At 56.3% G+C, this 20,998-nt stretch carries 19 protein-coding genes and 1 pseudogene; 8 read left to right on the top strand and 12 right to left on the bottom strand.

The genetic code is table 11. The features are described 5' to 3' along the window. Positions 1–149: 149 nt before the first annotated feature. Together KGB28_RS08005 and KGB28_RS08000 are read right to left on the bottom strand one after the other, a co-directional pair. Positions 150–629: a 2,4'-dihydroxyacetophenone dioxygenase family protein gene (locus KGB28_RS08005; protein ID WP_223444006.1), complete on the bottom strand. Its 480-nt coding sequence runs from the start codon at positions 627–629 to the stop codon at positions 150–152. A 104-nt stretch (positions 630–733) separates the two neighbouring features. Then, positions 734–1,606, bottom strand: coding sequence for a TauD/TfdA dioxygenase family protein (locus KGB28_RS08000; protein WP_223444086.1), 873 nt, complete (start codon positions 1,604–1,606; stop codon positions 734–736). 570 nt (positions 1,607–2,176) lie between these two features. Here KGB28_RS08000 and KGB28_RS07995 point away from each other — a divergent pair. Next, a complete protein-coding gene (locus tag KGB28_RS07995; protein WP_223444004.1) occupies positions 2,177–2,851 on the top strand; it encodes a uracil-DNA glycosylase family protein in 675 nt (224 codons plus the stop codon). An 811-nt stretch (positions 2,852–3,662) separates the two neighbouring features. On the opposite strand, the gene KGB28_RS07990 is transcribed toward KGB28_RS07995, so the two are convergent. Further along, complete coding sequence (locus KGB28_RS07990; protein WP_223444002.1) at positions 3,663–4,148, bottom strand: hypothetical protein; 486 nt, start codon at positions 4,146–4,148, stop codon at positions 3,663–3,665. A gap of 480 nt (positions 4,149–4,628) precedes the next feature. Here KGB28_RS07990 and KGB28_RS07985 point away from each other — a divergent pair, with 480 nt between their 5' ends. Beyond that, positions 4,629–5,315: a hypothetical protein gene (locus KGB28_RS07985; RefSeq protein WP_223444001.1), complete on the top strand. Its 687-nt coding sequence runs from the start codon at positions 4,629–4,631 to the stop codon at positions 5,313–5,315. Positions 5,316–5,497: 182 nt separating this feature from the next. Next, positions 5,498–6,082, top strand: coding sequence for a hypothetical protein (locus KGB28_RS07980; RefSeq protein WP_223444000.1), 585 nt, complete (start codon positions 5,498–5,500; stop codon positions 6,080–6,082). A gap of 481 nt (positions 6,083–6,563) precedes the next feature. Here KGB28_RS07980 and KGB28_RS07975 read toward each other — a convergent pair whose 3' ends face one another. The 3 genes from KGB28_RS07975 to KGB28_RS07965 form a co-directional block, all read right to left on the bottom strand. Further along, positions 6,564–7,745, bottom strand: coding sequence for a DUF4236 domain-containing protein (locus KGB28_RS07975; RefSeq protein ID WP_223443999.1), 1,182 nt, complete (start codon positions 7,743–7,745; stop codon positions 6,564–6,566). Between the two features lie 400 nt (positions 7,746–8,145). Next, the gene (gene xerC, locus KGB28_RS07970; protein ID WP_223443998.1) at positions 8,146–9,177 is read right to left on the bottom strand and encodes a tyrosine recombinase XerC; all 1,032 of its coding nucleotides are present in this window, start codon (positions 9,175–9,177) and stop codon (positions 8,146–8,148) included. Position 9,178: 1 nt separating this feature from the next. Further along, entirely contained in the window at positions 9,179–9,385 is a 207-nt protein-coding gene (locus KGB28_RS07965) for a DUF4224 domain-containing protein (protein ID WP_223443997.1), read from the bottom strand. 174 nt (positions 9,386–9,559) lie between these two features. Between KGB28_RS07965 and KGB28_RS31620 the strand changes: the two genes are divergently transcribed. Further along, positions 9,560–9,985: a hypothetical protein gene (locus tag KGB28_RS31620; protein WP_317853294.1), complete on the top strand. Its 426-nt coding sequence runs from the start codon at positions 9,560–9,562 to the stop codon at positions 9,983–9,985. 523 nt (positions 9,986–10,508) lie between these two features. Next, positions 10,509–10,916 carry an acyl-CoA thioesterase gene (locus KGB28_RS07955; RefSeq protein ID WP_223443996.1) on the top strand — a complete coding sequence of 136 codons (408 nt, stop codon included), beginning with the start codon at positions 10,509–10,511 and terminating at the stop codon, positions 10,914–10,916. A gap of 96 nt (positions 10,917–11,012) precedes the next feature. Here the strand turns inward: KGB28_RS07955 and KGB28_RS07950 are convergent, their stop codons facing one another. From KGB28_RS07950 to KGB28_RS07940, 3 genes are all read right to left on the bottom strand, one after another. Continuing rightward, positions 11,013–11,651 (bottom strand): hypothetical protein, encoded by a 639-nt coding sequence (locus KGB28_RS07950; protein ID WP_223443994.1) that lies wholly within the window; start codon positions 11,649–11,651, stop codon positions 11,013–11,015. A 610-nt stretch (positions 11,652–12,261) separates the two neighbouring features. Then, positions 12,262–12,618: a hypothetical protein gene (locus KGB28_RS07945; protein ID WP_223443992.1), complete on the bottom strand. Its 357-nt coding sequence runs from the start codon at positions 12,616–12,618 to the stop codon at positions 12,262–12,264. A gap of 57 nt (positions 12,619–12,675) precedes the next feature. Then, positions 12,676–12,957 (bottom strand): hypothetical protein, encoded by a 282-nt coding sequence (locus tag KGB28_RS07940; RefSeq protein WP_223443990.1) that lies wholly within the window; start codon positions 12,955–12,957, stop codon positions 12,676–12,678. Positions 12,958–12,982: 25 nt separating this feature from the next. On the opposite strand from KGB28_RS07940, the gene KGB28_RS07935 reads away from it, so the two are divergent. Both KGB28_RS07935 and KGB28_RS07930 read left to right on the top strand, forming a co-directional pair. Continuing rightward, a complete protein-coding gene (locus KGB28_RS07935) occupies positions 12,983–13,300 on the top strand; it encodes a hypothetical protein (protein WP_223443989.1) in 318 nt (105 codons plus the stop codon). Positions 13,301–13,556: 256 nt separating this feature from the next. Then, positions 13,557–14,042: pseudogene (locus KGB28_RS07930) on the top strand (phage portal protein); the annotation flags it as partial. Positions 14,043–14,140: 98 nt separating this feature from the next. On the opposite strand, the gene KGB28_RS07925 reads toward KGB28_RS07930, so the two are convergent. Further along, a complete protein-coding gene (locus tag KGB28_RS07925) occupies positions 14,141–14,395 on the bottom strand; it encodes a hypothetical protein (RefSeq protein WP_223443988.1) in 255 nt (84 codons plus the stop codon). A 158-nt stretch (positions 14,396–14,553) separates the two neighbouring features. Next, the gene (locus tag KGB28_RS07920) at positions 14,554–14,703 is read right to left on the bottom strand and encodes a hypothetical protein (RefSeq protein ID WP_223443987.1); all 150 of its coding nucleotides are present in this window, start codon (positions 14,701–14,703) and stop codon (positions 14,554–14,556) included. A gap of 170 nt (positions 14,704–14,873) precedes the next feature. Between KGB28_RS07920 and KGB28_RS31615 the strand changes: the two genes are divergently transcribed. Continuing rightward, complete coding sequence (locus tag KGB28_RS31615) at positions 14,874–15,083, top strand: GDCCVxC domain-containing (seleno)protein (protein WP_411740579.1); 210 nt, start codon at positions 14,874–14,876, stop codon at positions 15,081–15,083. A 201-nt stretch (positions 15,084–15,284) separates the two neighbouring features. Here KGB28_RS31615 and KGB28_RS07915 read toward each other — a convergent pair whose 3' ends face one another. Then, positions 15,285–20,660, bottom strand: a complete 5,376-nt coding sequence (locus KGB28_RS07915) for a DUF5801 repeats-in-toxin domain-containing protein (protein ID WP_223443986.1) — start codon at positions 20,658–20,660, stop codon at positions 15,285–15,287. Positions 20,661–20,998 lie beyond the last annotated feature (338 nt).

The following is a 20,998-nucleotide window of genomic DNA, read 5'->3' as shown; positions in this document are numbered from 1 at the left end:
GGGAGCGAGCAGGCGGCCGGGCACTTGTCAGATTTCGCATCAAGATCACGAACCGACACAGCCTGTTCTCTCCGCTGAATTTTTACGATCTGATAACAATCCCGGCGGTCCCTTAAAGCCGGGTATGCCGGAACTCCATGAAATCCAGATCAGTTGAATGCGGTCAGGTCTTTCGGTGCGATGTCATGCTGCTCGCAATAAGCCAGATAGCGATGCAATCCTGACTTCCAGTTTTCGAGCGCGACGATGTTGTCGTTGCCGTCCAAGAACGCGAGATCGCCATTCACCTGGACCAAGGTGAGTACGTATCCATCTATGCTGCCCGTACTGACGACTTCAGGCGTGTGAGTCGATCCAGCCGTCTCATACACGATGCTGCCTGGGCCGGCGACCCAGTCATGTTCCTTGTATTTCCACTGGCCTTCGATCGTGTAGACCATCACTGTCCCCGTGTGATGGTGCTTGGGCAGTTGCATGTCGATCGGCGACTTCATCATGACAATCCACTCACCACGAATCGGATCAAGCTTGAAGTACTTCAGCAGAACGTTTTCGGCATAAGGGGTAAACGGAATCCATGGCAGGGATTCGCCATCGATGACGGCGGTGTCGACGTGTTCGTAGAGCATAGGTAACTCCGTTAATTGTTGTTGTGGTTGGGATTTTTCGGCGGCCGGGATCGCCCGACCATCGTTGATGATCGGGTGCCCAGCTGTCTGTCACGCAGTCAGGTTCAGGTCAGCGGGGTGCCCGCGAGGGTGGCGCGCAGCATCTTTCTTGGCGCATTGCCGTAGTCCGCCACTGCGTAGTGCTGGACTTGCAGGTTGTCCCACATGGCAACCGTGTTGGTTCGCCATTTCAGACGTACCTGGTACTCCGGAATAGCGGCTTGGGAGATCAAGTAGTTCATCAAATGATGAGCCTCGGGCATGAAGTCCTGGCCGTAGCGAATGTCCTCGAAGTTGAAGAAGTTCGCGAAATGGGTGGTGAACGCGGAGTTGACGAACAACACCTTTTCGCCTGTCTCAGGATGGGTAAGTACCACCGGATGTTCAGCAGAAGGGTTTTTCACGGCCATGGCGTGACGTTCTTCGCGGGGCAATTGGGCGCCAAAGGTCTGCTCGGAACCGTGCTTTGCGTACAGACCCTCGATCCGTTGCTTAATGGCGTTTGGCAGGTTTTCGTAAGCCATCACCATGTTGGAAAAGAGGGTGTCTCCGCCGGAGTCAGGACCCATTTCGCAGCGCAATACCGCTCCGCGCGGCGGTGCTTTTTTATAGGTGACATCGGCATGCCAGAGATTTTCGCGGCTGGCCTTTTCAACATAGCTCTTGGGCTTGCTCGGGTCGAGGTTACGGTACAGCATCAGCAACTTGTCCGCCTCCGGGTGGCTCGGCGCCAGGGGATGGGCTTCCAGTTCAGCGAATTGCGCAGCGAAGTGCTGTTGTTCCAGGGGGGTGATGTCCTGGTCGCGAAAGAACAGCACTTTGTGCTTTAGCCACAGCGCCCGGATTTCCGCGATCAGTTCCGGATCATGGGCCGCATCGGCCAGATTGATGTTGCTCAGTTCAGCACCGATGGCGGGGGAGCAAATCTCCACTTTGATCGAATGCTGACGCACTGATGACCGGATAGTGGCCGGTGCCGTGGGGGTAAGGGGTGAAGGCGTGTCTTGGGCTGCGGCGACTGTTGTCATTGTTGTCTCCAATCCGAGCTGAACGACGGTGCGCTATAAGAGCATCCGGTGTAGGTAACTGCCCCCTGCAAGTGATTGAGGGGTAGTCCTACAGTAGCTAATTCAGGCGCAGGACTATGGGCGAAGCGGGACATTTGCTTCGCATTTTGGGACGCGCAGGGGAAGGAAACGAACATTGTTGTGAGCAGGTCGGAGAGTCCGCTTTTGGCCGATTGTTGTCTGTCGCGAAGGGTTGAAATCCACAACCCAAAGCGGTCGGTAAGCCGAGCCAGGTACGCGAGCGAAGTACTGCAAATAACCGCGTTTATGGTAAACCTGCCTGTCGCCTGTCGCCTGTCGCCTGTCGCCTGTGCTCAGCGCTGGCTGGGTAATTCGCCCCCGCGGAATTGACTTCGACTTACAAAGCGTCATTCTTGCTTGAGTCGCCCTGCCAACTCGTTCCGCCTCGACGAGCGTCACTAATATTCAGCAGGTAAACCTATGCTCGCCGCCAACCTCAAGCTTTTGGACATCTACTCAAAGGTCACCACCTGCGAGCAGGGATGCACCGGCATCGAGAATAAGCCAAAGGAAGGAATCATTGGGCGCAGCTTCTATTGCCCCAGCGATGTGGCCAATGTAACCATCCTGCTGGTCAGCAAAAATCCAGGGAAAGCCGACCCGAGAGAAAATGCCCTATATGCACCTCTCGACGGTGCCGGGCGGGTCGCGGCGCACACCCAATTCGTTCACGATTGCTTCGCCGGGATCAACCCGCTGGTCACTTCGCAGTACCACGCCCGAATCGTCAGATGGGTGTCGAAGATCCTCGATGTGGAAGCGACACCCGAAGCCGTTTTTGCACGTACAGCGATGACCGCCTTAGTGAAATGCCAGTCTGGCGGCGACAAGACTGAGCGCTTGTCCGATGAAACGGTGGGGACCTGTGCGGACACACACCTGTTCTCCGAAATCGAGACGATCCGACCACGGTTCCTGTTGGCCCTGGGTGGAGAGGCGTACAACTACCTTATGTTGCCTGTCATCAGGGCCCGCCATGGCCTCCCAGTGGGCAAGCTTTATCATCCGAGTTGGTCGAACATGAGAGGTGGCGAAGCTCGCTATCTTGATGAGGAGATCCCGAAGCTGCGCAAACAGTATCAGGACGCCCTATGAGCTCGCTTCAAGTTAACAAGCCTCATTGCGATCCTGATCCCGATCACTGCTGATTCGGTGCAACAGTAGCTTTTGTATTGAGATAGCTGCACGCGGGCAATATGTGTAGCGCTGTGGTGAGCCTTCGTTCTAGCGAACCTCCGCGTGCTGGCGAGGCCAGTTGGATAGGTTTGATTAGGCGCGTTTTCTGCATTGCTAGCCCGGTGCTAGCCCGAGGAAGAAACAAAAAAGGCCTGCATCGCTGCAAGCCTTTATTTTTTTTGCGCACCAGGAATCGAACATGGCATCTGTAGGCCTTATAAACACTTGAATGTGCCAAGGTTGAATCAGTGGCGTACCCCTTCACGTACCCCTAAAAGAGAAAGTACCGCGAGGCGACATATGGTCAGCAGCACCTAGGCATACGCATCGTGCTACTGATCCTTTGCCCAATGGTTCGCCGTAGTACCCGCTCCGCCCGATCATCATTCTCGATGCAGGTGATACCACGCTCGTTCAGGGTGAACAGTGATTCAGGAAGGCGTCCCTCATCGCGAGCCTTAATGATCGCAGCCTTCGATACGCCAACGCGACGGGCGATCTCGCTGATAGTGCATTGCATGACCGTTCACCTCACTGCTGGCTTTCTGCAAGAGTAGGTCAGACGGTCACTCTTTTTTCGCCATAAAGTTCGCGCTTATCGGGCCCTGAAATACCCGCGATGGGTTTCAGGCCAGGAGAACCTCTACCGGGGGGGATGGGCATTGTTGCACGTCAATGACATGCCGCTATGAGGCGGGGGCGTTGTGAATATGGATGCCTGGGTTTTCCGTCAGTCCACGCACTTGTAATACCCCTGCGTTGTTAGTTGAATGGTGCGGAGCAATGGATACTGCTCAGGAATAGCATTCCTTACCATTTTTCCGCAGGCACTCACCCGTTCTTTTACCTGAAACATGAACTCGTCAATTGACAGGATCTTAGCGCCACATAGCTCGTTTCGATCTTTAGGATGAGCGACAAGCACGGCGATTCGCTCAACTGGAGTTGATGGGTCTAGCCATGAGAATACGCTGGTGAACATGTGTCGTTCGCCTGAATCAAATTTCTTCTTGAATCGGCTTTCTCTGGTTTCCCACGAATGCGCGTCGATGGATGGCTCGACATGAACAAGGTGTTTGGTCGTTGGATGAAATGCCAGAATGTCCAACTCCATCTCCCACCCCCCATGAGCGAGCCTGCCAACCTTGAGGTTCCTTTTTACCAAGTAACCAGACCAGTCGTAGTACTCGGCAATGAGATCTTCTAGATGCGACATACCTATGGTTCCTCAAAAAGCCTAACGAGAAATGGACCCTAACTGATGCCTAATAGGCCAGAAGAGTTTGGTTGATAACGTTCTGAAGGCAAGGCCCCTCGTTGCTCTGGCAGGTTGATCGGGGCTACCTCAGCCCCAGGAGTCACCCCTCGCCATCAGCGCCAGCAAAGGCTCGACAAACCCTCCCGTTGTTCTCGGCATGGCCGTAAGTAATGTCGTCGATTGAATCGACCAGGCAGGCCGTCACCATGGCATAGTCGCTGCGCATGACAACGCGGCCACACTCCGCTGCGAAATTGCACTCCACTTGCCCAACCGTTTGCGTTCGATCTGACCACCCATTGCAATCGGATTTGACCAGCACGCTTCGTAACTATGACCGGCAGAGGACGACTCATAGTGGACGCTGGTGATCGGCCCAAGACGCTGGGCGCAACATCACTCCCTACTTGTCGTCCACTTATAGTTAGGATTCAAATAATGCCCCCGACTGAACCAATCAGCATTGAGCAACTGACGAGGCCAGTGCCGCTAAGTGAGGTTAGCGCCTGGGTTGAAAAACTGTGTGCTCGCTATACCTCCGACCCAAGCTGGCAGAACTACTTTTTGCAGAAGCGCGGCCTGACAAAAGATCTACAAGACGAACTCATTCCTCTCGGGCTGCTGTGTAAGAAAATTGAGAGTCGAGCTCCAAGCGCCCTATTGCACTACTATCACGGCAGCAAACAGTCATTTGACGCCAAGATCGTTCTCCCCAGCGGCAAGACTCTCGAAACGCTTGAGATCACCCTCGCGTGTGATGGATACCAAGATGCAATTGCCGCGGAGTCACTGGAACTCCACGGCTATGCACCTTTGTACTCAACTATTCCCAGCTCAGGTCCACGTGCCTCTCGTCAGTTGCCAAAGCCGGAGCTCGTGAGCCTAGATGCCGATGTTGTAGTAGCTGAATGCATTGCTCAGGTTCAGGAGGCCGTCATGCGGAAATGCCAATCGCGGAAGTATATAGATACGAACCTTGTGGTGGCCTTCGACGATTTTCGCCTTCTCTCACTAGGGCACTTTGAGCTGGTTATCAATGAGCTTCATGCGATCAAGTCATCCTTTCCAGTCGTCTACTATGTTGGCCTTGGCGGAAGATTGTTTACGCAAACCAACGGAGAATAACCGATGTTTCTGCAGAGGCGCTTGCTCAACTTGCATGGGCACATCTGAATGACTGATTTTGGCCGTTAGCAGCGTCCATGATCGCATGGCTTACGACGAATCGGATCTATCTCGCGGGCTGTGGCACTTACCTCGTGAGATACAATGAACGCGACTGGATCGTTTTCACTGGAGTCATGAACATGTCCCATGGGTATCTTTACTTGCTCGTTCACAGTCGCGGTGATGTGTTTAAGGTCGGGATTAGTACAGTGCCCACCAACCGTCTCCACAAGCATACCCGTCAAGATTTCGTGGTCGCTGATGGTACGCTCTACAAGCTCCCGAGTATCGAAGCCGCGCGCCACCTTGAACTGCTGATCCTACGCTCTCTACCAAGCGCACGCGGTAAGGGGGCTAGTCGCATTATTGATGGCCGTACAGAATGCTTTCGTATCGGATACTTTCGTTTGGTTAGCAATCTCCTCCTCGCTGCGCTCGAGTCACCGTTGGGTGAAGGCTATGAGGTGTGCGATATGGAAGGCCACATCAAGGTTCCATCAAGAATGAATGGTTGGGACATTCCGGAGGTGCGGGCAGCACGCCTGGACAGCCCCCAATGCACGGTCAATGGCGTGACGTATAAGAGCTTTCGAAATGCATGGATCTCTTTATTCGGCGAGGAAACTCCAGGCCGCCAACCTGCACGGATCCAGTGGAAAAAGCAGGGTAAATTGGAAATTCGTGGTCTGTTATTCGAGAAGGTTCAAGGCAACGTCGAAGAATAGTCCTCACTTCTGGTGAAAAGGCCGATCCGGCTTGCGTATAGGCGCTGAAGAAACCAGTGATTCTAGACTCGCCAGTAATCGTCACCAATGCGGCAGTAGTGATTGACCGCTTCTGGCCGTTATCTGCCGGATGTAAACGCAGTTTTCCGTAGAGAAAAGGTCAGTTGAGAGGGCGTGGTGGTACAGAATTGGTACAGGGGAAATCGAAGATTACTACAAGCCTGTGTTTTAAAGGGTCTTGTCGTTAATCGTTCCAATCCATCATAGGATCAATTAAGGCAACCATCTCAGGCTCCGGTACGAGATGTACTAGCTCCCTTAGATTCCGCGGGAAGGGGCCGTTGAGTGAGGTCGCCGAGTTAGTGGTCGACGCACTCAATCGACGGGCTATCATCGACATAATGGCATTGCTGCAAAACGTACCTTTTCCGCTACATCGCTGATGCTTATTGAGCCGGTTCTCACTGGCAGTGGGTCTCAGTCAGCTACCAAAAGGGGAGATTGGTTTGAAGATTCCCGTTTTGCTCATCTGGCGTCGAAGATCAAAACGTGTCAGAGACTCAACAACGTCGACCTTCGATAATTGGTTGAAATCGATTTCTTCCCAGTCGCAGCGGCTGACTTGAACGGATAATAGGTATTCGTCACCGACTCGCCCGGTCGTTTTATCTGGACGTTGTGAATAACCAGATAGCACAACCTGCTGCAAGTTCGGTAGAGCTGCAAAAGCTTCCCCTATAAGCCTGAAAGCCACGGCGTGGACGTGTGACATGTACAGCTTCTGAATGGCTGTAGCTGACATTTCTTTAAGGCTTATGTGTAGACCTCGTACTTGCGCTGTAGCCGTCTGTGAAGGCATTTGCTCAAGTTCAGGAAGATCAACATCGAGCAAAACACGTCGGCCGTCTTCGAGTATGTCGAAGGAGACTGCGGTTTCACGCGGCCAATGAACATCTTGAAAATTGTCCTCAAGCCAGATTTCCATATCGGCGACACAGCGATATATGCCGCTCTCGACCAAAGCTTTCCTTGACTGTACGAGTTGAAAAAAAGAGGATTTTTTATCTTGCCAGTTGAGATGACGCGCTGCGAAATCATCTTGTGCTGCTGCATTTTCTATAGCAATACGCTGTATTCTTTTTTTAAAAAACTTTTCGATAAAAGACGGCATACGCGGTTGGGGACGCGTTGGCTCCGGATGCTCGAAGGCTACAGGTTGGAAAGCAGGCGCGACCTTGCAGTCTGGAGTGTCCAGGTGGATTTTGCCCAGCATGTCAATGGCGTTATTGATGTCATCACATTTTCGCTGGATCAAGCTGAGAATGGCGTCCCGATTCTGCTTCTTGGCAATCTCGACAAGATGCTCGGGCAACTCATTGCCTTGGGTATCCATGAAATGCATGTTGCCAGCATCATCAATAGAACAGCTCAGCGTCAGCTCTACGGGCGCAGGCTTTCTGTTCTCAGATGAGGTTGGGCGAGAAGTTCCATATATTTTTTGACTGCTTGAGAGGCCCATAAAGCTAGTGTTTAGGTGAGCTCCACGCTTGCCTATTCCGACTGTTGTCCCTCTGGGGCCGAGTGTCCAACCGACCCCTGATCCGCTCAAGTTCATACGAATGCCAGGTGCAAGCTTGATTGATTTGCGGAACCGGATGGCCATCGCATCATTTCCTTTGCTGTGTGGACGTTTCTATCCGTGACAGGTGGCTAGGGTCTGTTAAAGGACTATCTGAGTTTGTCTTAGCTAAGGAGTATTGCTTACGAGAGGCTTATGCGCATTGGCCGTTGTAAAAAAAGGTGCGATTGTGCACCGCAACTAGGATGGGTATGCCCGATTACAAGGGCCTACAGGCCTGCAATCAAATGAAGATTTAGGAGCATGACTTGTCATATCTTATTGATAAATATAGTAAAACTGATGGACTTAAAATCCCCCGCTCGTAAGGGCGTGCCGGTTCGATTCCGGCTTCGGGCACCATTTAAAATCAAGGGTTTGCGGGCGAAAGCTAATGCAAACCCTTGTTTGTTTCTGGTCCGCAATTATTGATCTGGTCCGCAATTCACTTCGTTGGAGAGACCTTTTTCCCCTTTCGATTGCGGATGTACTGCTCGGTCATTACGACGGTCGTATGCCCAAGTTGATCTCTGGCCTGCAAAATATCGCCGCTTGACTCCGCCTTATCCGTGCCGGCTTTAGCGCGTAAATCGCGCATCTGGAACTCGGACTTTGCAACCCCGGCTGCTTCTCTGGCCAAGTCAAACCTTCCCCGCAACATCGCCACCGACATTGGTGTGCCATCCTCAGTAACGATCAGCCGCGTTGAGCGGACATTGTGTTCTGACTTTCGGGACATGATTCGATCAATCAAAACCTTCAGCTCCCCAGTGATTTCGATTCGGCGCTTGGCGTTTGTCTTGCCCTGCAGCACCCATATCTGACCCTCTCGGACGTCGCGCTCATCCATCAATCGAGTGTCGGTCACCCGTTGGCCAGTCAAATAGGCAAGGTCCATCGCATCCCGTAGGCCGGCGTCCGCTTTCTCGTACACGCGCTTGAACAGTGCGTCCTCGATGTAGATGTCCCGCCCCGTCTCCTTGTTTCCCTTGATTCCTGCGCAAGGGTTGGCGAGCGCGGTATAGCCGATATCCCGGGCGAAGTTCCAGATTGCACTGAGCAGGGCTTTCTCCCTGTTGGCGCGCACCGGCGCGGCCTTGCGCCAGGTCAGGTATTGGCGGACGTGCAGGGGCTGGATTGTTTCGAGCGGGGCCGGCGGGTCGTCGAAGAATGACATCAGGTTTTTCAACTCCCTGACGTTGTCCTTTTGCGTTGCTGGTTTCTTTGATGGCACCACGTCGACCAAATACTTCTCGGCCATGTAACGGAAGGTGATCACCTTGGCCACCAGGTCGATGGCGGTGCGATCACGCTCGAGTTTCGCATACTCCATTATCGCCAGACCGTAATCGCTGCCCAGCGGAATTTCTTTGCGGTCCTTGCCGCCGGTGTTGTAGTAGTAAAAAACCCGGCCACTGGCTTTCTTGCGTTCTCTCAGCTGGGCGATTGATCCGGGTTTGCTTGGTCGTCGTCCCATGTCAGCTAGCCTTGCGTGGTGTCCATGCGGGTTTCTCTGGCTCAAACATACCGACCGCAGTCACGGCCATCGCCCTGACGCTTGGCCAGCCATTCACCTTGATGGTGTGCCTGATGCCGTTCTTCTTCAGGTTGAGGATCTGGCCTGCCTTGGTCCGCGTGCCGGTGAGCTCGCAAACCTCCTCGTGGGAAGGAGATTGGATTTTCATGAACGTTTCCATGCCGCGCGTGGCGGCGGAAGGTGGTTTATAGGTGTGACTTGCACACAGGAAAGCGCCCGACAAATGGCTACCGTTCGGAATTTGACACTCACCATTTGCCGTACTATTTGTTTCCTTCTCTGTTGGTTTCTTCGAGATTCAAATAGGAAGGAGGCCGCAAAGATGATGCGTAGAGGTTCCACGTATTGGCTGTGGGCCGACTGCGAGTTGCACTGTCGGTCTTACGAAGAAGTGCTCAGTGACGGCAGCATCGTCGACGTTCAGACCAGAATTTCCAGGAAGGGGAGAACGCAACTCTTTATCGGTGTGTACTACAAAAATGGAGTTCCACTGTTTGAGAAGGTCCACGATTGGTTGCCCAAAGACACCATGACAACTGCGCTTGATTGGGGTGTTGGTTGCGCGCGCAAAATCGCGAGAGAGAATATGGTTTTTGCCAAATCGAGCGAACGCTATTCAGGGCGAGAGTCAGCCAGGGCGGCCATCCGCAGTCTAAAAATAATTCCGCAGTCGGCGACAAGGGAGACCAAGTCGCCGGCTGTTGTTGATACGTTCTGTTCTCATCGAATTGTGAAAAAAATCAGATGAAGGGCTTAAGGCGCGTATTGAAGGTGAGCTACGGTTTATTGGTTCACCTCGCCAGTTGCGTACACGCTTTCTCCCTTGAGGTGGCTGGCGGGGTGGACCCTTACCGGCGCGGCCCCTTGTAGATGACCCTGAGCATGTAGAGCGGCGCTGCTATTGGTAGGAGGATCATGAGGCAATCTCCTTGATGTTTGACTCGATCCAATTCCGCATCCGCTGCCAGCGGCGTTCAGAGATTTCGGGAATCCACTTACACCGACCGTCTTCTTGAGGCTCGTAGGTGCCCGGATGCTCGTCATTCTCGAAGACAATTTCAGACGCCACCGCCAGAGCTGAACTCCATCTGGCAGCCGCACTTCGCCGGTTCGCCATTCACGAACGTTATCTTTTCATCAGGCATGATTTCGTCCTTGCCGCTATAGCGGCTATGCATTAGAGATGAGAGGGAGGTATCGTCTACGCGGGACAAACAGGAGCTGCGACGCGGTTGTTTGAGCTCTGTCACTCAATATTAAGGATTAATCTTGTGCCGAACTCAGTGACTATTAAGAGAAAGGTATTGTTCGGCGACTGTGATCCGGAGGGGATTGTCTATACACCCAGGTTTTCGTACTTCGTTGTTGAGGCTGTTCATGATGCCCTCACAGTGTGGCTTTCCGGTCCCGGATTAAGAACCCTGCTAGGTTTTAATCTACTGCCTCCAGCAAGGGCCTTCTCGCTAGAGTTTCTTCATCCGGTCACTTGGGATGACGAACTTTCTATGAAGGTAAGTGTTTCCAGTATTGGGCTTCACTCGTTCACATTTCTAGTCGAAGGTAATGTATCGCCAGATGTTCTGGCATTTACTTCTAGCCTTACACACGTTTGCATCTCGCCGGTTACTAGGGAAGTTATTGAGGTTCCAGAGCAACTGCGGGCGCTGCTCCAGTCTTGAGCGTTGTAGTCGCTCGTACGTGATAGAGCTGGTCAGGCGATCGTCTTGCGCTCCACCGCCATCCAAGGATCATTGGCCGGCTGAGGTAGATCTGCTTCATGCGGCAGCCTGCTGCTCCTTACGCAGCGCTTCCTGCACTGCTTCGACGATCCGGCGCAGGTATGTGAATTCGTGGTTTTCTTCGACAGCGTGCTTTTGCAATGGGTAATGCCACTCATCACCGTAAATCTCGGTTAGCGGCTTGCTGCGATGCCAGCACTCGTTGGGGCTCTCGATGTTGCTGAGCTCATCAATTTGATCGAAGAGCCGGCGGGCGTCGTGCAAGTCCCGCTCGAACACATCTTTCCAGACAAGGACGTTGCGACCACGACGGCGCTCGATCACTCGGCGCCGAGCAAAGGTCGCAAGGGCGTTGCCGCTGAACTTCGTACTGCTTATCCCGCGATCCAGGCAGTTGAGGACATAGTGCCAATCGCACTTCGCTACGAACTGTGCAACGGTTCGCGGCCCCATGCCGCCCCAGTAAGCGTTCCAACTCTTGTCCCAGCAGTTGATCGTGATCTTGCCCTGGGCCGTCTGGTAGTTCGGATTTGATTCGGTAGTGCAGTCGCGCCGGCCGAAGTCCTCGAGGAACACTGTGATCGGGTCAAGCCGCGGTGCGCCAGTGATCACCAGCTTCGTGACTGTCGAGCACTCAACCTCCAGCGATTCGGTCGGATTGTTTTCTGTGGGCATGGGGTGTCCTTCGCCGGTGATCGGCTACAGTTGATGGGTCACTGATATGGAGATCGAATATGAAATGCTTAATCTGTCAGGCAGCCGCCAGGATTGTTCACGCGCCTGGAGACTGTTCAGAGGTCAAATGCTCAGCTGGTTGTGGACACTTCAGGGTTTCAGCGAACCTTGTTGCGAAGATGAAGTTCAAGAAGGAATCCTTCGACATCGAACGCACAAGGCGATGGCTTGATATGTCCCGGAATGCGGAGCCTGTGCCATTGATATCGACCTACGATTACAACGTTTCCTTGCTGCATCGGGATGCAGAAGAGAGATCTTCCAGCCTGCGGAATCGTTCTAGAAAGTCGGTAACTTCAGATTAGATAGAAATTCTTGCTTCGATCTGGCGAACTGCATGCTGCACGGCGGTGATAACCGGCTTCATCACCGTCGTGCGCTCATCCTATGGCGGCGCGACAGGTTTGGTTTTCTGTGGGTATGGGGCGTCCTATGCCGGGGCTTGCCATTTTTATCGTGGACGACAGGGGCTGGGTGGATCAAAACGATTTCTTCAGGCATGACTTCGTCCTTGCCGCTATAGCGGCTGATGTTGAAGGGGAAAGTGGTGTTACTTGTGGGGAGAGGCAGAGAATTTGGAGTAAGTGTTGATATCAGTTGTGGCAAGAAGGCAGCGGCCATCTTTGAATTTTGCGTAGAAAGTTATTTCCTTTTCTTTATCACATAGCCACCAGCCCGCAACTAGTCCAACCGGACCTAAAAGCAATGCTCCAGCCAGACTCCATCGAACAACGCTCCCTTTCTTATTAACTATTTCCTCGGTTGCTGTTTCTAAAGTTTCTAGTTTTGAAATGGGTATCTTAATTTCAAGAGTAGGTTTTACTGCAGATTTTAAAATGAACAGTCCAGATTGAAATTCAGCATCACCTGTCAGAAAGTCACCGGATATCACCGTTATCTTCGACATGGTGTTTCTCCTCTGATCAGGTTTAGCCAGCTGATTACTGGGCTCCAAAGGTCCCTGTCAGTCAATCGACTTGCGACAAAAGGTGAGGTTGATGGTCTCCATCGATACCAGATCATGGGCCTTCACAGCCGGCTTCGGCGTGTAGGTCAGCGTGCCGTCGAGGATGGCTTGCTTGATCGCCTCAAACTCCCAGCAGTAGTGCTGGCTGTTGACGTAGATGCGCAGCCCATCGCGGTAGTCGTGCTTCTTGCGCCGGATACCTCGGGTAGGCGCCGCCCACCGTGACCGGATGCGGTGGCGAGATGTGAGTTTGTGGGCTATTGGTTGATGATCCGGCATGAACCAGGAAGACAGGGAGCTACTAATGAAAACGCTGATAGTTGATCACTCTTGGACCAAAATCATCGAACGAGATGAGTTCGCCAAGATCGCGCTGGCGGCAAAGATTGAGCAGATCGAAGAAATTGAAGCTGCCATTCGAGCGGTTGAAGGTGAAGAGGCAGCCCGCAATGCTCTAAATAATGGCTTGATAAAGCATGCATTAACGCGCTGCCTGGAGAACTTGCAGGGATCTGCATCCGTAACAGAGCAGGACTACTGGGTCTGTTACGAGTTTGCGACAACCGCTGCGAAGAATGCAGAGCAAATCATTGACGAAGAGCTTTCGCACGTAGGGTCGTGATCGTAGGTGCCGCCCTCCGTGACCGGATGTGACAGTGGCAATGTGAGTTGCGGTGAGTTATTTCGACCCTGAAGAGCTGCGGCTGGAGTACAACGCCGACGCCGTCGCCAACTTGCTCATGTGCCAATTCGTCGACGACGGCGCACGCATCTTCCCGCTCAACGTGTTGCAGCCCTGCATGGTCGGCAGTTCGGGCTTGGTGGTGGTGGCCCCGCCAATGGTCCCTGGCGGCAAGTTCCGCGTGCTTGAGCGGCATCTGGAGACCTACTACCAGGTGCGCGGCTGGTGGGACGAGCATGAATTCAAGAAGGGTACGATCTGCCATCTGCGTGAGGCCGATATCAACCAGGAGATTTACGGGTTGCCGGAGTGGTTGCCTGCATTGCAGAGCACGCTACTCAACGAGCCCGCCACCCTGTTCCGCCACAAGTACTACAACAACGACAGCCATGCCGGTTTCATCGTGTACATGACGGATACGGCTCAAAACGAAACCGACGTTGCGGCGTTGCGCTCGGCGCTCAAATCAGCGAAGGGGCCGGGCAACTTTCGCAACCTGTTCATGTACGCACCAATTGGCAAGAAGGACGGCATCCAGTTGATACCGGTCAGTGAGGTGGCGGAGAAAGATGAGTTCGGCTCCATCAAAAACATCAGCCGCGACGACATGCTGGCCGCCTTGCGGATTCCGCCGCAGTTGATGGGCATCGTGCCTCAGAACGCGGGTGGGTTCGGATCGATCAATCCGCATCCCTGGTTTCGTGCGCTGCCCAGCGCGGGGTTAATTTTGAAGCACGAGTCCTCGGCAGGCTCCCCTGAAGCAGCACCACCTGTTCGGTCCTAGGTTCGGGATACCGGACTGCCTTTTTGAGTGGCCTCCTCCTTGGCGTTTTGCACCGCGCCTTGAATATAGCCATACAGCCCCACGCAGGCATCGGTATACGCTTTGAGTGCCTTATCGGCCGCTTCACGGGCGGCGGGCAAGTCTTCGGGAGCGGCCACTTCGCGGGCCACCAATGCCTCATACCAAGCGGCTTCGGCTATCTGTACCGGTCGCAGGCCGGGCTTGAGGTGTTCGCTGTCTATCATCGGCATGACGGGGCTCCTTTCAGTTCGTTGTTCGTAACGCGGTGGTGCTCGCTTGCGCAACTCCAGACTTTCCGGTCATCACACTGACAACGCAGCGGTACAGCGTGCGGCCCATATCGGCGTGGCAGTCGAACATCAGGGGCGGTCGCGTCACGCCCGGCGCGTCAATCTGCGTCGCATAAAAGAATCGGCCGAGTGGGCAAGGTCATACCTTTAAATGACCCATCGATCACCGGCAAGGTTTGCAGCGGATCTTGATCAACCTCTGAGCTGTCTACCTGCCCAAGCATGATCCGTGCCCGTTCGTTGTTCACGTCGGCCACCTACTGCGCCGTTTCCTCGGTACTGACTTCCCCGGCCAGGCATTCGTTTCTTGCACCAGATTTCGCGCCTTAGCGTATTTGGGGGGGGCGGAGGAGGGATTTTAGACTGGTGCGCGCTGTCGTACCCCCGCCACGCCTGCGGGCTAAATGGGTCGTTTTTTCTGCATACCTGCACTCAGCCCAAGCCGGCCCAGGCTGGGGGCTGTGTACGCGAATGTGGGGGGGGGAAGCCTGCGGATGTCTGCCAATTCTACTATGAGTGCCCCAGCTGTAACGTGCTGCTGCGCCCCCAACCCGGCGTCTGCTGCGTCTTCTGCTCGTACAGGTCGGTGAAGTGTCCGCCGATGCAGCACCAGGCGGGCTGCTGCTAGGGCCTAGTAATGGATCACGTCCATTTCCTAGGCCCCTCCTTTGTAGAATGCGCTTAGCGTCCCGCTGGTCGATCCCTCATCTATTTGCCCCCTCCGCCTGCGTATCAGTTCCTTTGTCCGCATGGGTTCAGGAACGCAGCCGCCCAATGAAAACGGCCTGGCCCCCTTTGGGGGAGCCAGGCCGTCTACCTGCAGCAGCATTCAGACAATGTCAGTGCTTGCCATGTTGGTCACACCGACCAACTGGATGATGTTGGTGATACCCACACCGTCACCGTCCTGTGCCAGGTAGCCGTCGCCTCCAACGACGCCGAAGTAGTAGTTGGTGGTGCCGTTCAGCGCGCCATCGGCGGCCGAGATGAATCCGGCCAGGTTGACAACGGGTGCCAGCACTTCGCTGTAGTTGGCTACAGAACCTGCCATCGTGAAGTCCAGCTTGTCGACGCCGGAGACGAAGCCGGCGGAGATCACGCTAGTCGTTGCGGACAGCAGCGCGTCGGTATCGGCATCCAGGGCCTTGTAGCTGAAGGTGTCCATACCCGCGCCGCCGGTGAAGGTCTTGCCGCCAGCGATGGTCACGTCCAGGGTCTGGGCAGCGGTCGAATCTCCGTCAAAGTCCGTCACCGTCACGTCGAAGGTCAGGCGGGCGTCAGGCGTCGACGAGGTCACAAAGCCCATGTCGACGATCTTGACCACGTCGCCGTCCCAAGTTCCTGCTTCGCCGGCCTCCACGGGATTGCTCTTGCTGCCTTCACCATCTTCGTTTCCGAATGCCAATGTGGCACCGGTGCTTGCCCCGCTGACGCCGACGTTGCCATTGAGGTTGTACCCGTTGCCGGTGACGCCCTCGGTGGAAGTCAGCACCTGCACGCCCTGGATCACGTAGTCCTCGGTGCCGAAGTTGTAGTCATTGCGCTCGAGGATCACCGCGCCGTCGTTCTGATCCAGTGTGATCCCGTACGCCGCGGGATTCGCAATTGGATGGAAGTTGTTGTTGGTGGTGGAGGGGGTTTTCAGAATGATGTCCTGGCTGTCGACGATGATTGCCCGGGTGATCGGATTGTTGGATCCGTCAGGATCGACCAGCTTCAACACCAGCACCAGATCCTCGCTGCCGATGCCGTCGAACTTGATGAAGATCCCGTTGCTCGTGGCGGTGGGCGCCAAGTTGGTGTTGCCGAATGGATTGGCGGTGAAGAAGTCCAGGTCCATCACCTCGCCCTGCTGGATGGTGTCGCCGGCCACGCCGGCCGCAGTCCCGGAAACACTCACCCAGGACGTCGCCGCAGAGAACAGCTCACCAGGGTCGAAGGCGTTGTCGCCACCCGCCTTGATGTTGTTGACTCCGGTTCCACCGCTCGCTTCGGCGAATCCACTGAACTGCACGAAGAAGTCGTCGGCCAGATTGGCCACCGAGACCGGCGGCTGTTGGTTGATCGGCGTCGTGCCGCCGATCGCGTAGCCGGTGAAACCCTTCGCAGTCGACGTCCGCAGGATGCTGAAGCTTTCGATCTCGTCGGTCAGGCTCAGCGTATAGGTGTCGGCCAACTTGTCGAACGTCAGCGTACCGGTCGCATTGGTGGTAGCGCCCTGGTTCGGGTTGTTGGACACATAGGTAAAGGCGATGTTGAACACCGCCGTGGTGTCGGTTTCCGAGAACCAGGTTACCGACCTGTTGGTAATGGCGTTCGCTCCTACCGAGACGCCTGTCATGCTCAGGGACAAGTCGCTGTTCGAGGCGCTGTAGAGTGTTCCCAGTCGATCATCCGCGCCGATGTCGTAAGCGAAGGTACCGGTGCCACCGGGGGTCGGATTGGCGGAGTTCCGGTAGACCAGGTTCGACTTGGCCGTTACCAGCGGCGAGTCATCGTCGACCGTGATCACCAGTTTTTCGGCTGCTGCCGGCACTGTATCGCCATCTGCGTCAGTAGCCTGCAGGATGGTGCCGAGCTGGAGGGCAAGGTCGTTCTCGGTGTTGTCACCCGTCTGCCCGTTGAGGCTCGGGTGGTCGAGTTGGTCGAGCTGCGTGAAAAGGTAGGCGCCGGTCGCCGCGGTTAGCGCAAAGGTGAACACTTCGCGGTCATCGGCTTGGTAAATGCCGTCGCTGGCTCCGACGTCCACGTAGGCCGTCAGCGTGTTGCCGGTCACGTCATATTTCACCGCCTCGCCCTTGGAGGTCAGCGTCTGCAGCAGATTGCTGGTGTCCGTGGACAGGCCATAGGTCAGCGGATTGTCGACGCCGGACTGGAAGATCGAGTCGATGCTGCCTGAGGCGAACGCGACCTCCCCGCTTACATCGTTGGTCCCGCCTGCGATCCCGCCGGGCAAGCCGTCCTCGTCCACCGTCGCTGTCACGGGCGTGCCGTTTGCCGTCGGCCCATCGTCCTGGAAGGCGACACGGGCGCCGATGCCGACCGAGGCGGTGTCGGTGTCGCCATCGCCGTCGGTGACGGTGGCGACCGCGAGCAGCGCGGCGTTGTTGATGGCGAGTGACTCATCGTGGCTGGCACCGCCGGTGGGGTGCTTGATCGAGTGGTACTGCACGACGCTGAGTACGCCGGTGATGGAGTTGATCGCCACGGCGAAGGCGGCTTCGCCGTCATCGTCGCCGCCCGAGATGCGGCCGACCACCAGCGCGCCTTCCTTGGTCAACAGGATGCTATTGCCTTCCGTCGTGTCCAGGCCGGAGTCGACGCCGGCACTCGCGACATTGAGCGAGTAGACGGTGCTGGCCAGACCATCCTGGCCACCGCTGCTGGCGCTGGAGTCGATCACCGAGGCGCTGCCCTGGGCGTAGGCCGCGGTCATGTCGCTGCTGACGGTGGGAACGGCGGCGAACACGGCAAGTGGGCCGAGTACGTCGTCCGCATCACCATCAAGTCCCGCTGTTTCATCGTGCCGGACCAGGCCAGCACCGAGCGCCGCCGAGGCTGTCGGGCCATCGTCCTGGAAGGAGACACGGGCGCCGATGCCGACCGAGGCGGCGTGGGTGTCGCCATCTCCATCGGTGACGGTGGCGACTGCGAGCAGCGCGGCGTTGTCGATAGCGAGCGACTCATCGTGGCTGGCGCCGCCGGTGGGGTGCTTGATCGAGTGGTACTGCACGATGCTGAGCATGCCGGTGCTGGCGTCGATCGCCACGGCGAAGGCGGCTTCGCCGTTATCGTTGCCGCCCGAGATGCGGCCGACCACCAGCGCGCCTTCCTTGGTCAACAGGATGTTATTGCCTTCCGTCGTGTCCAGGCCGGAGTCGACGCCGGCACTCGCGACATTGAGCGAGTAGACGGTGCTGGCCAGACCATCCTGGCCGCCGCTGCTGGCGCTGGCGTCGATCACCGAGGCGCTGCCCTGGGCGTAGGCCGCGGTCATGTCGCTGCTGACGGTGGCAACGGCAGCGAACACGGCAAGCGGGCCGAGTACGTCGTCCGCATCACCATCAAGTCCCGCTGTTTCATCGTGCCGGACCAGGCCAGCACCGAGCGCCGCCGAGGCTGTCGGCCCATCGTCCTGGAAGGCGACACGGGCGCCGATGCCGACCGAGGCGGTGTCGGTGTCGCCATCGCCGTCGGTGACGGTGGCGACCGCGAGCAGCGCGGCGTTGTTGATAGCGAGCGACTCATCGTGGCTGGCGCCGCCGGTGGGGTGCTTGATCGAGTGGTACTGCACGACGCTGAGCACGCCGGTGCTAGCGTCGATCGCCACGGCGAAGGCGGCTTCGCCGTTATCGGCGCCGCCGGAGATGCGGCCGACCACCAGCGCGCCTTCCTTGGTCAACAGGATGTTATTGCCTTCCGTTGTGTCCAGGCCGGAGTCGACGCCGGCACTCGCGACATTGAGCGAGTAGACGGTGCTGACCAGACCATCCTGGCCGCCGCTGCTGGCGCTGGAGTCGATCACCGAGGCGCTGCCCTCGGCGTAGGCCGCGGTCATGTCGCTGCTGACGGTGGCAACGGCGGCGAACACGGCAAGCGGGCCGGGTTTGTCGTCCGCATCACCATCAAGTCCTGCTGTTTCATCGTGCCGGACCAGGCCAGCACCGAGCGCCGCCGAGGCTGTCGGGCCATCGTCCTCGAAGTTCACCGCGCTGCCGATTTCCTGGGGCACGGCGACGATATTGGGCAAATGGAAGCCGCCGATATCGAAGGGGGAGTTGAGTTGGGCATTCGCATTTCCGATGTTCTCGATCAACACGCGGTTGTGCAGTTCGCTGGTGGTGTATTCGATCGAGTACTTGGACTGGAAGCCAGCAATCGTCACGGTGCGATCGGTGTCGTTATTGCTGAGGTTGAACGTCACGGTGATATTGCCAACCGTCGTGTTGGTGGTGACGCCGTCGAGACCGGCGATGATATTGCCGTTGCCATCGCGGATCGTGACGCTGGTGATGTAGGCCAGGTTGTCGTCCGTGTCCAGGAGCCCATCGAAGTAGTCACTCTTCTCCTCGAATTCCGTGGTGTAGGCGCTGATCCTGGCCGTGGACGCCTTGGGCGGTGTCTGCTGCGCAATGACAAAGGTCGCACCCGTCGCGCCGAAGAGTTCGCCAAAGTCGATGTTGTCTTCGACTATCGCCTCGCCGTGCGTCAGGCCGGGCACGGTGTAGAGCGGGTTGGGGTTGGTCACGAAGGTGAAGATCATCCCTTCGCCAGGATCGACCCCCTGGTTGTTGGTGCCGATGGTCGTGGCGCCGCCGCCCTGGCTGGTATTGACGGTGTCACCCGCATCCTTGCCATTGACGATCTTGTCCGGATCCAGGCCGGTGACGACGAGCCCCACGTCAGTGCTGCCGGCTTTGAACATCAGGAACTTGTTCTGCCCCGACGGTACTCCGGCGAAGTCGAAGGCGGCATCCTGGCTGGCGGTGGCCCAGAGGTGGTCCGTCATGTCGACCACGTCGTCGGGGTTCGAGGTAACCGGGTTCTGGAGCGGCGCGAACTGCGCCATCCAGACCTTGGCGCCGGTTGCCGTCTGTTCCAGATAGGCGGAAAAAACGATGGTGCCGCTCGGATCTGCCACGTCGTCCTCGGGCGCGTCGGTGGCCCCCTCAGCGCCTATGCGGCCGAGGACGATGTTGTTGTTGGTGGAGTCCGTGTACAGGAAGATTCTCCTGCCATCGAGGGTATAGAGACCGCTCCAGTCCGAACCGGCATTGTCATTGGTCGGGTCGCCGAGCGCTTTGCCCTCGGCATCGGTGAAGGCGAGATCGAGGTAGCCGCCGGTGATGGTGATCAGGTCGGTACCGGTGTTGCCAGCGGCGCCGGTATAGCCACTCAGCGCAGTCTGCATTGGAGTAACGGCGCCCAACAGCGCGAACAATCGGGACTCGAACGCCAACGGGAGGTCGTTGGTTTCGTCGGTGCCGTTGATTGCGGCAACGGCAATGTCGTTATCGGTGTTGTCGCCTGGGATGCCGGGTGTGGCAGTGGCATTCTGTAAACCGCCTGATTCATCAGTTGTGATGCTGCCGCTCAACGTAATAGCCATGACGTTCTCCTGAGGAGTTCCGGTCATCGAGGCCTGACCGTTGACCTTGCATTGCAATACGCCATCACTATGAAGAACGGCCGTGGGATTGGGCATGGCCCGATACTCCCAATCGGGGCAGGAGATTCGGACTACCTGGATGCGCAAACGGGATATGGACGCGAGGACGCGACGCCGCAAATCCCACGTGTGGATGAGGGTATGGCGCCTGTGCTCAAGGCCGCCCGGTGCGGGGAGGCAGCTTTAACATGGGGGGGACGGCATGGCGTTCAGGGAGCCAACAGTCAAGGATTTACAGCGCAGTTTGAATATCGCTTGGTGGCTGGTATCCCTAGCGATCCTTGCGCCGATCCTTGCGCCGATCCTTTCGATAGGCCTGCCTTATCCATAAGCGCTTGGAGCAGTTGGAAGAGTCCGAAGTGATCCATGCGACC

The sequence above is a fragment of the Pseudomonas sp. BF-R-19 genome, from assembly GCF_019956445.1.
Taxonomy (GTDB): domain Bacteria; phylum Pseudomonadota; class Gammaproteobacteria; order Pseudomonadales; family Pseudomonadaceae; genus Aquipseudomonas; species Aquipseudomonas fluorescens_BH.
This window is presented reverse-complemented; position numbering and strand designations above follow the sequence as displayed.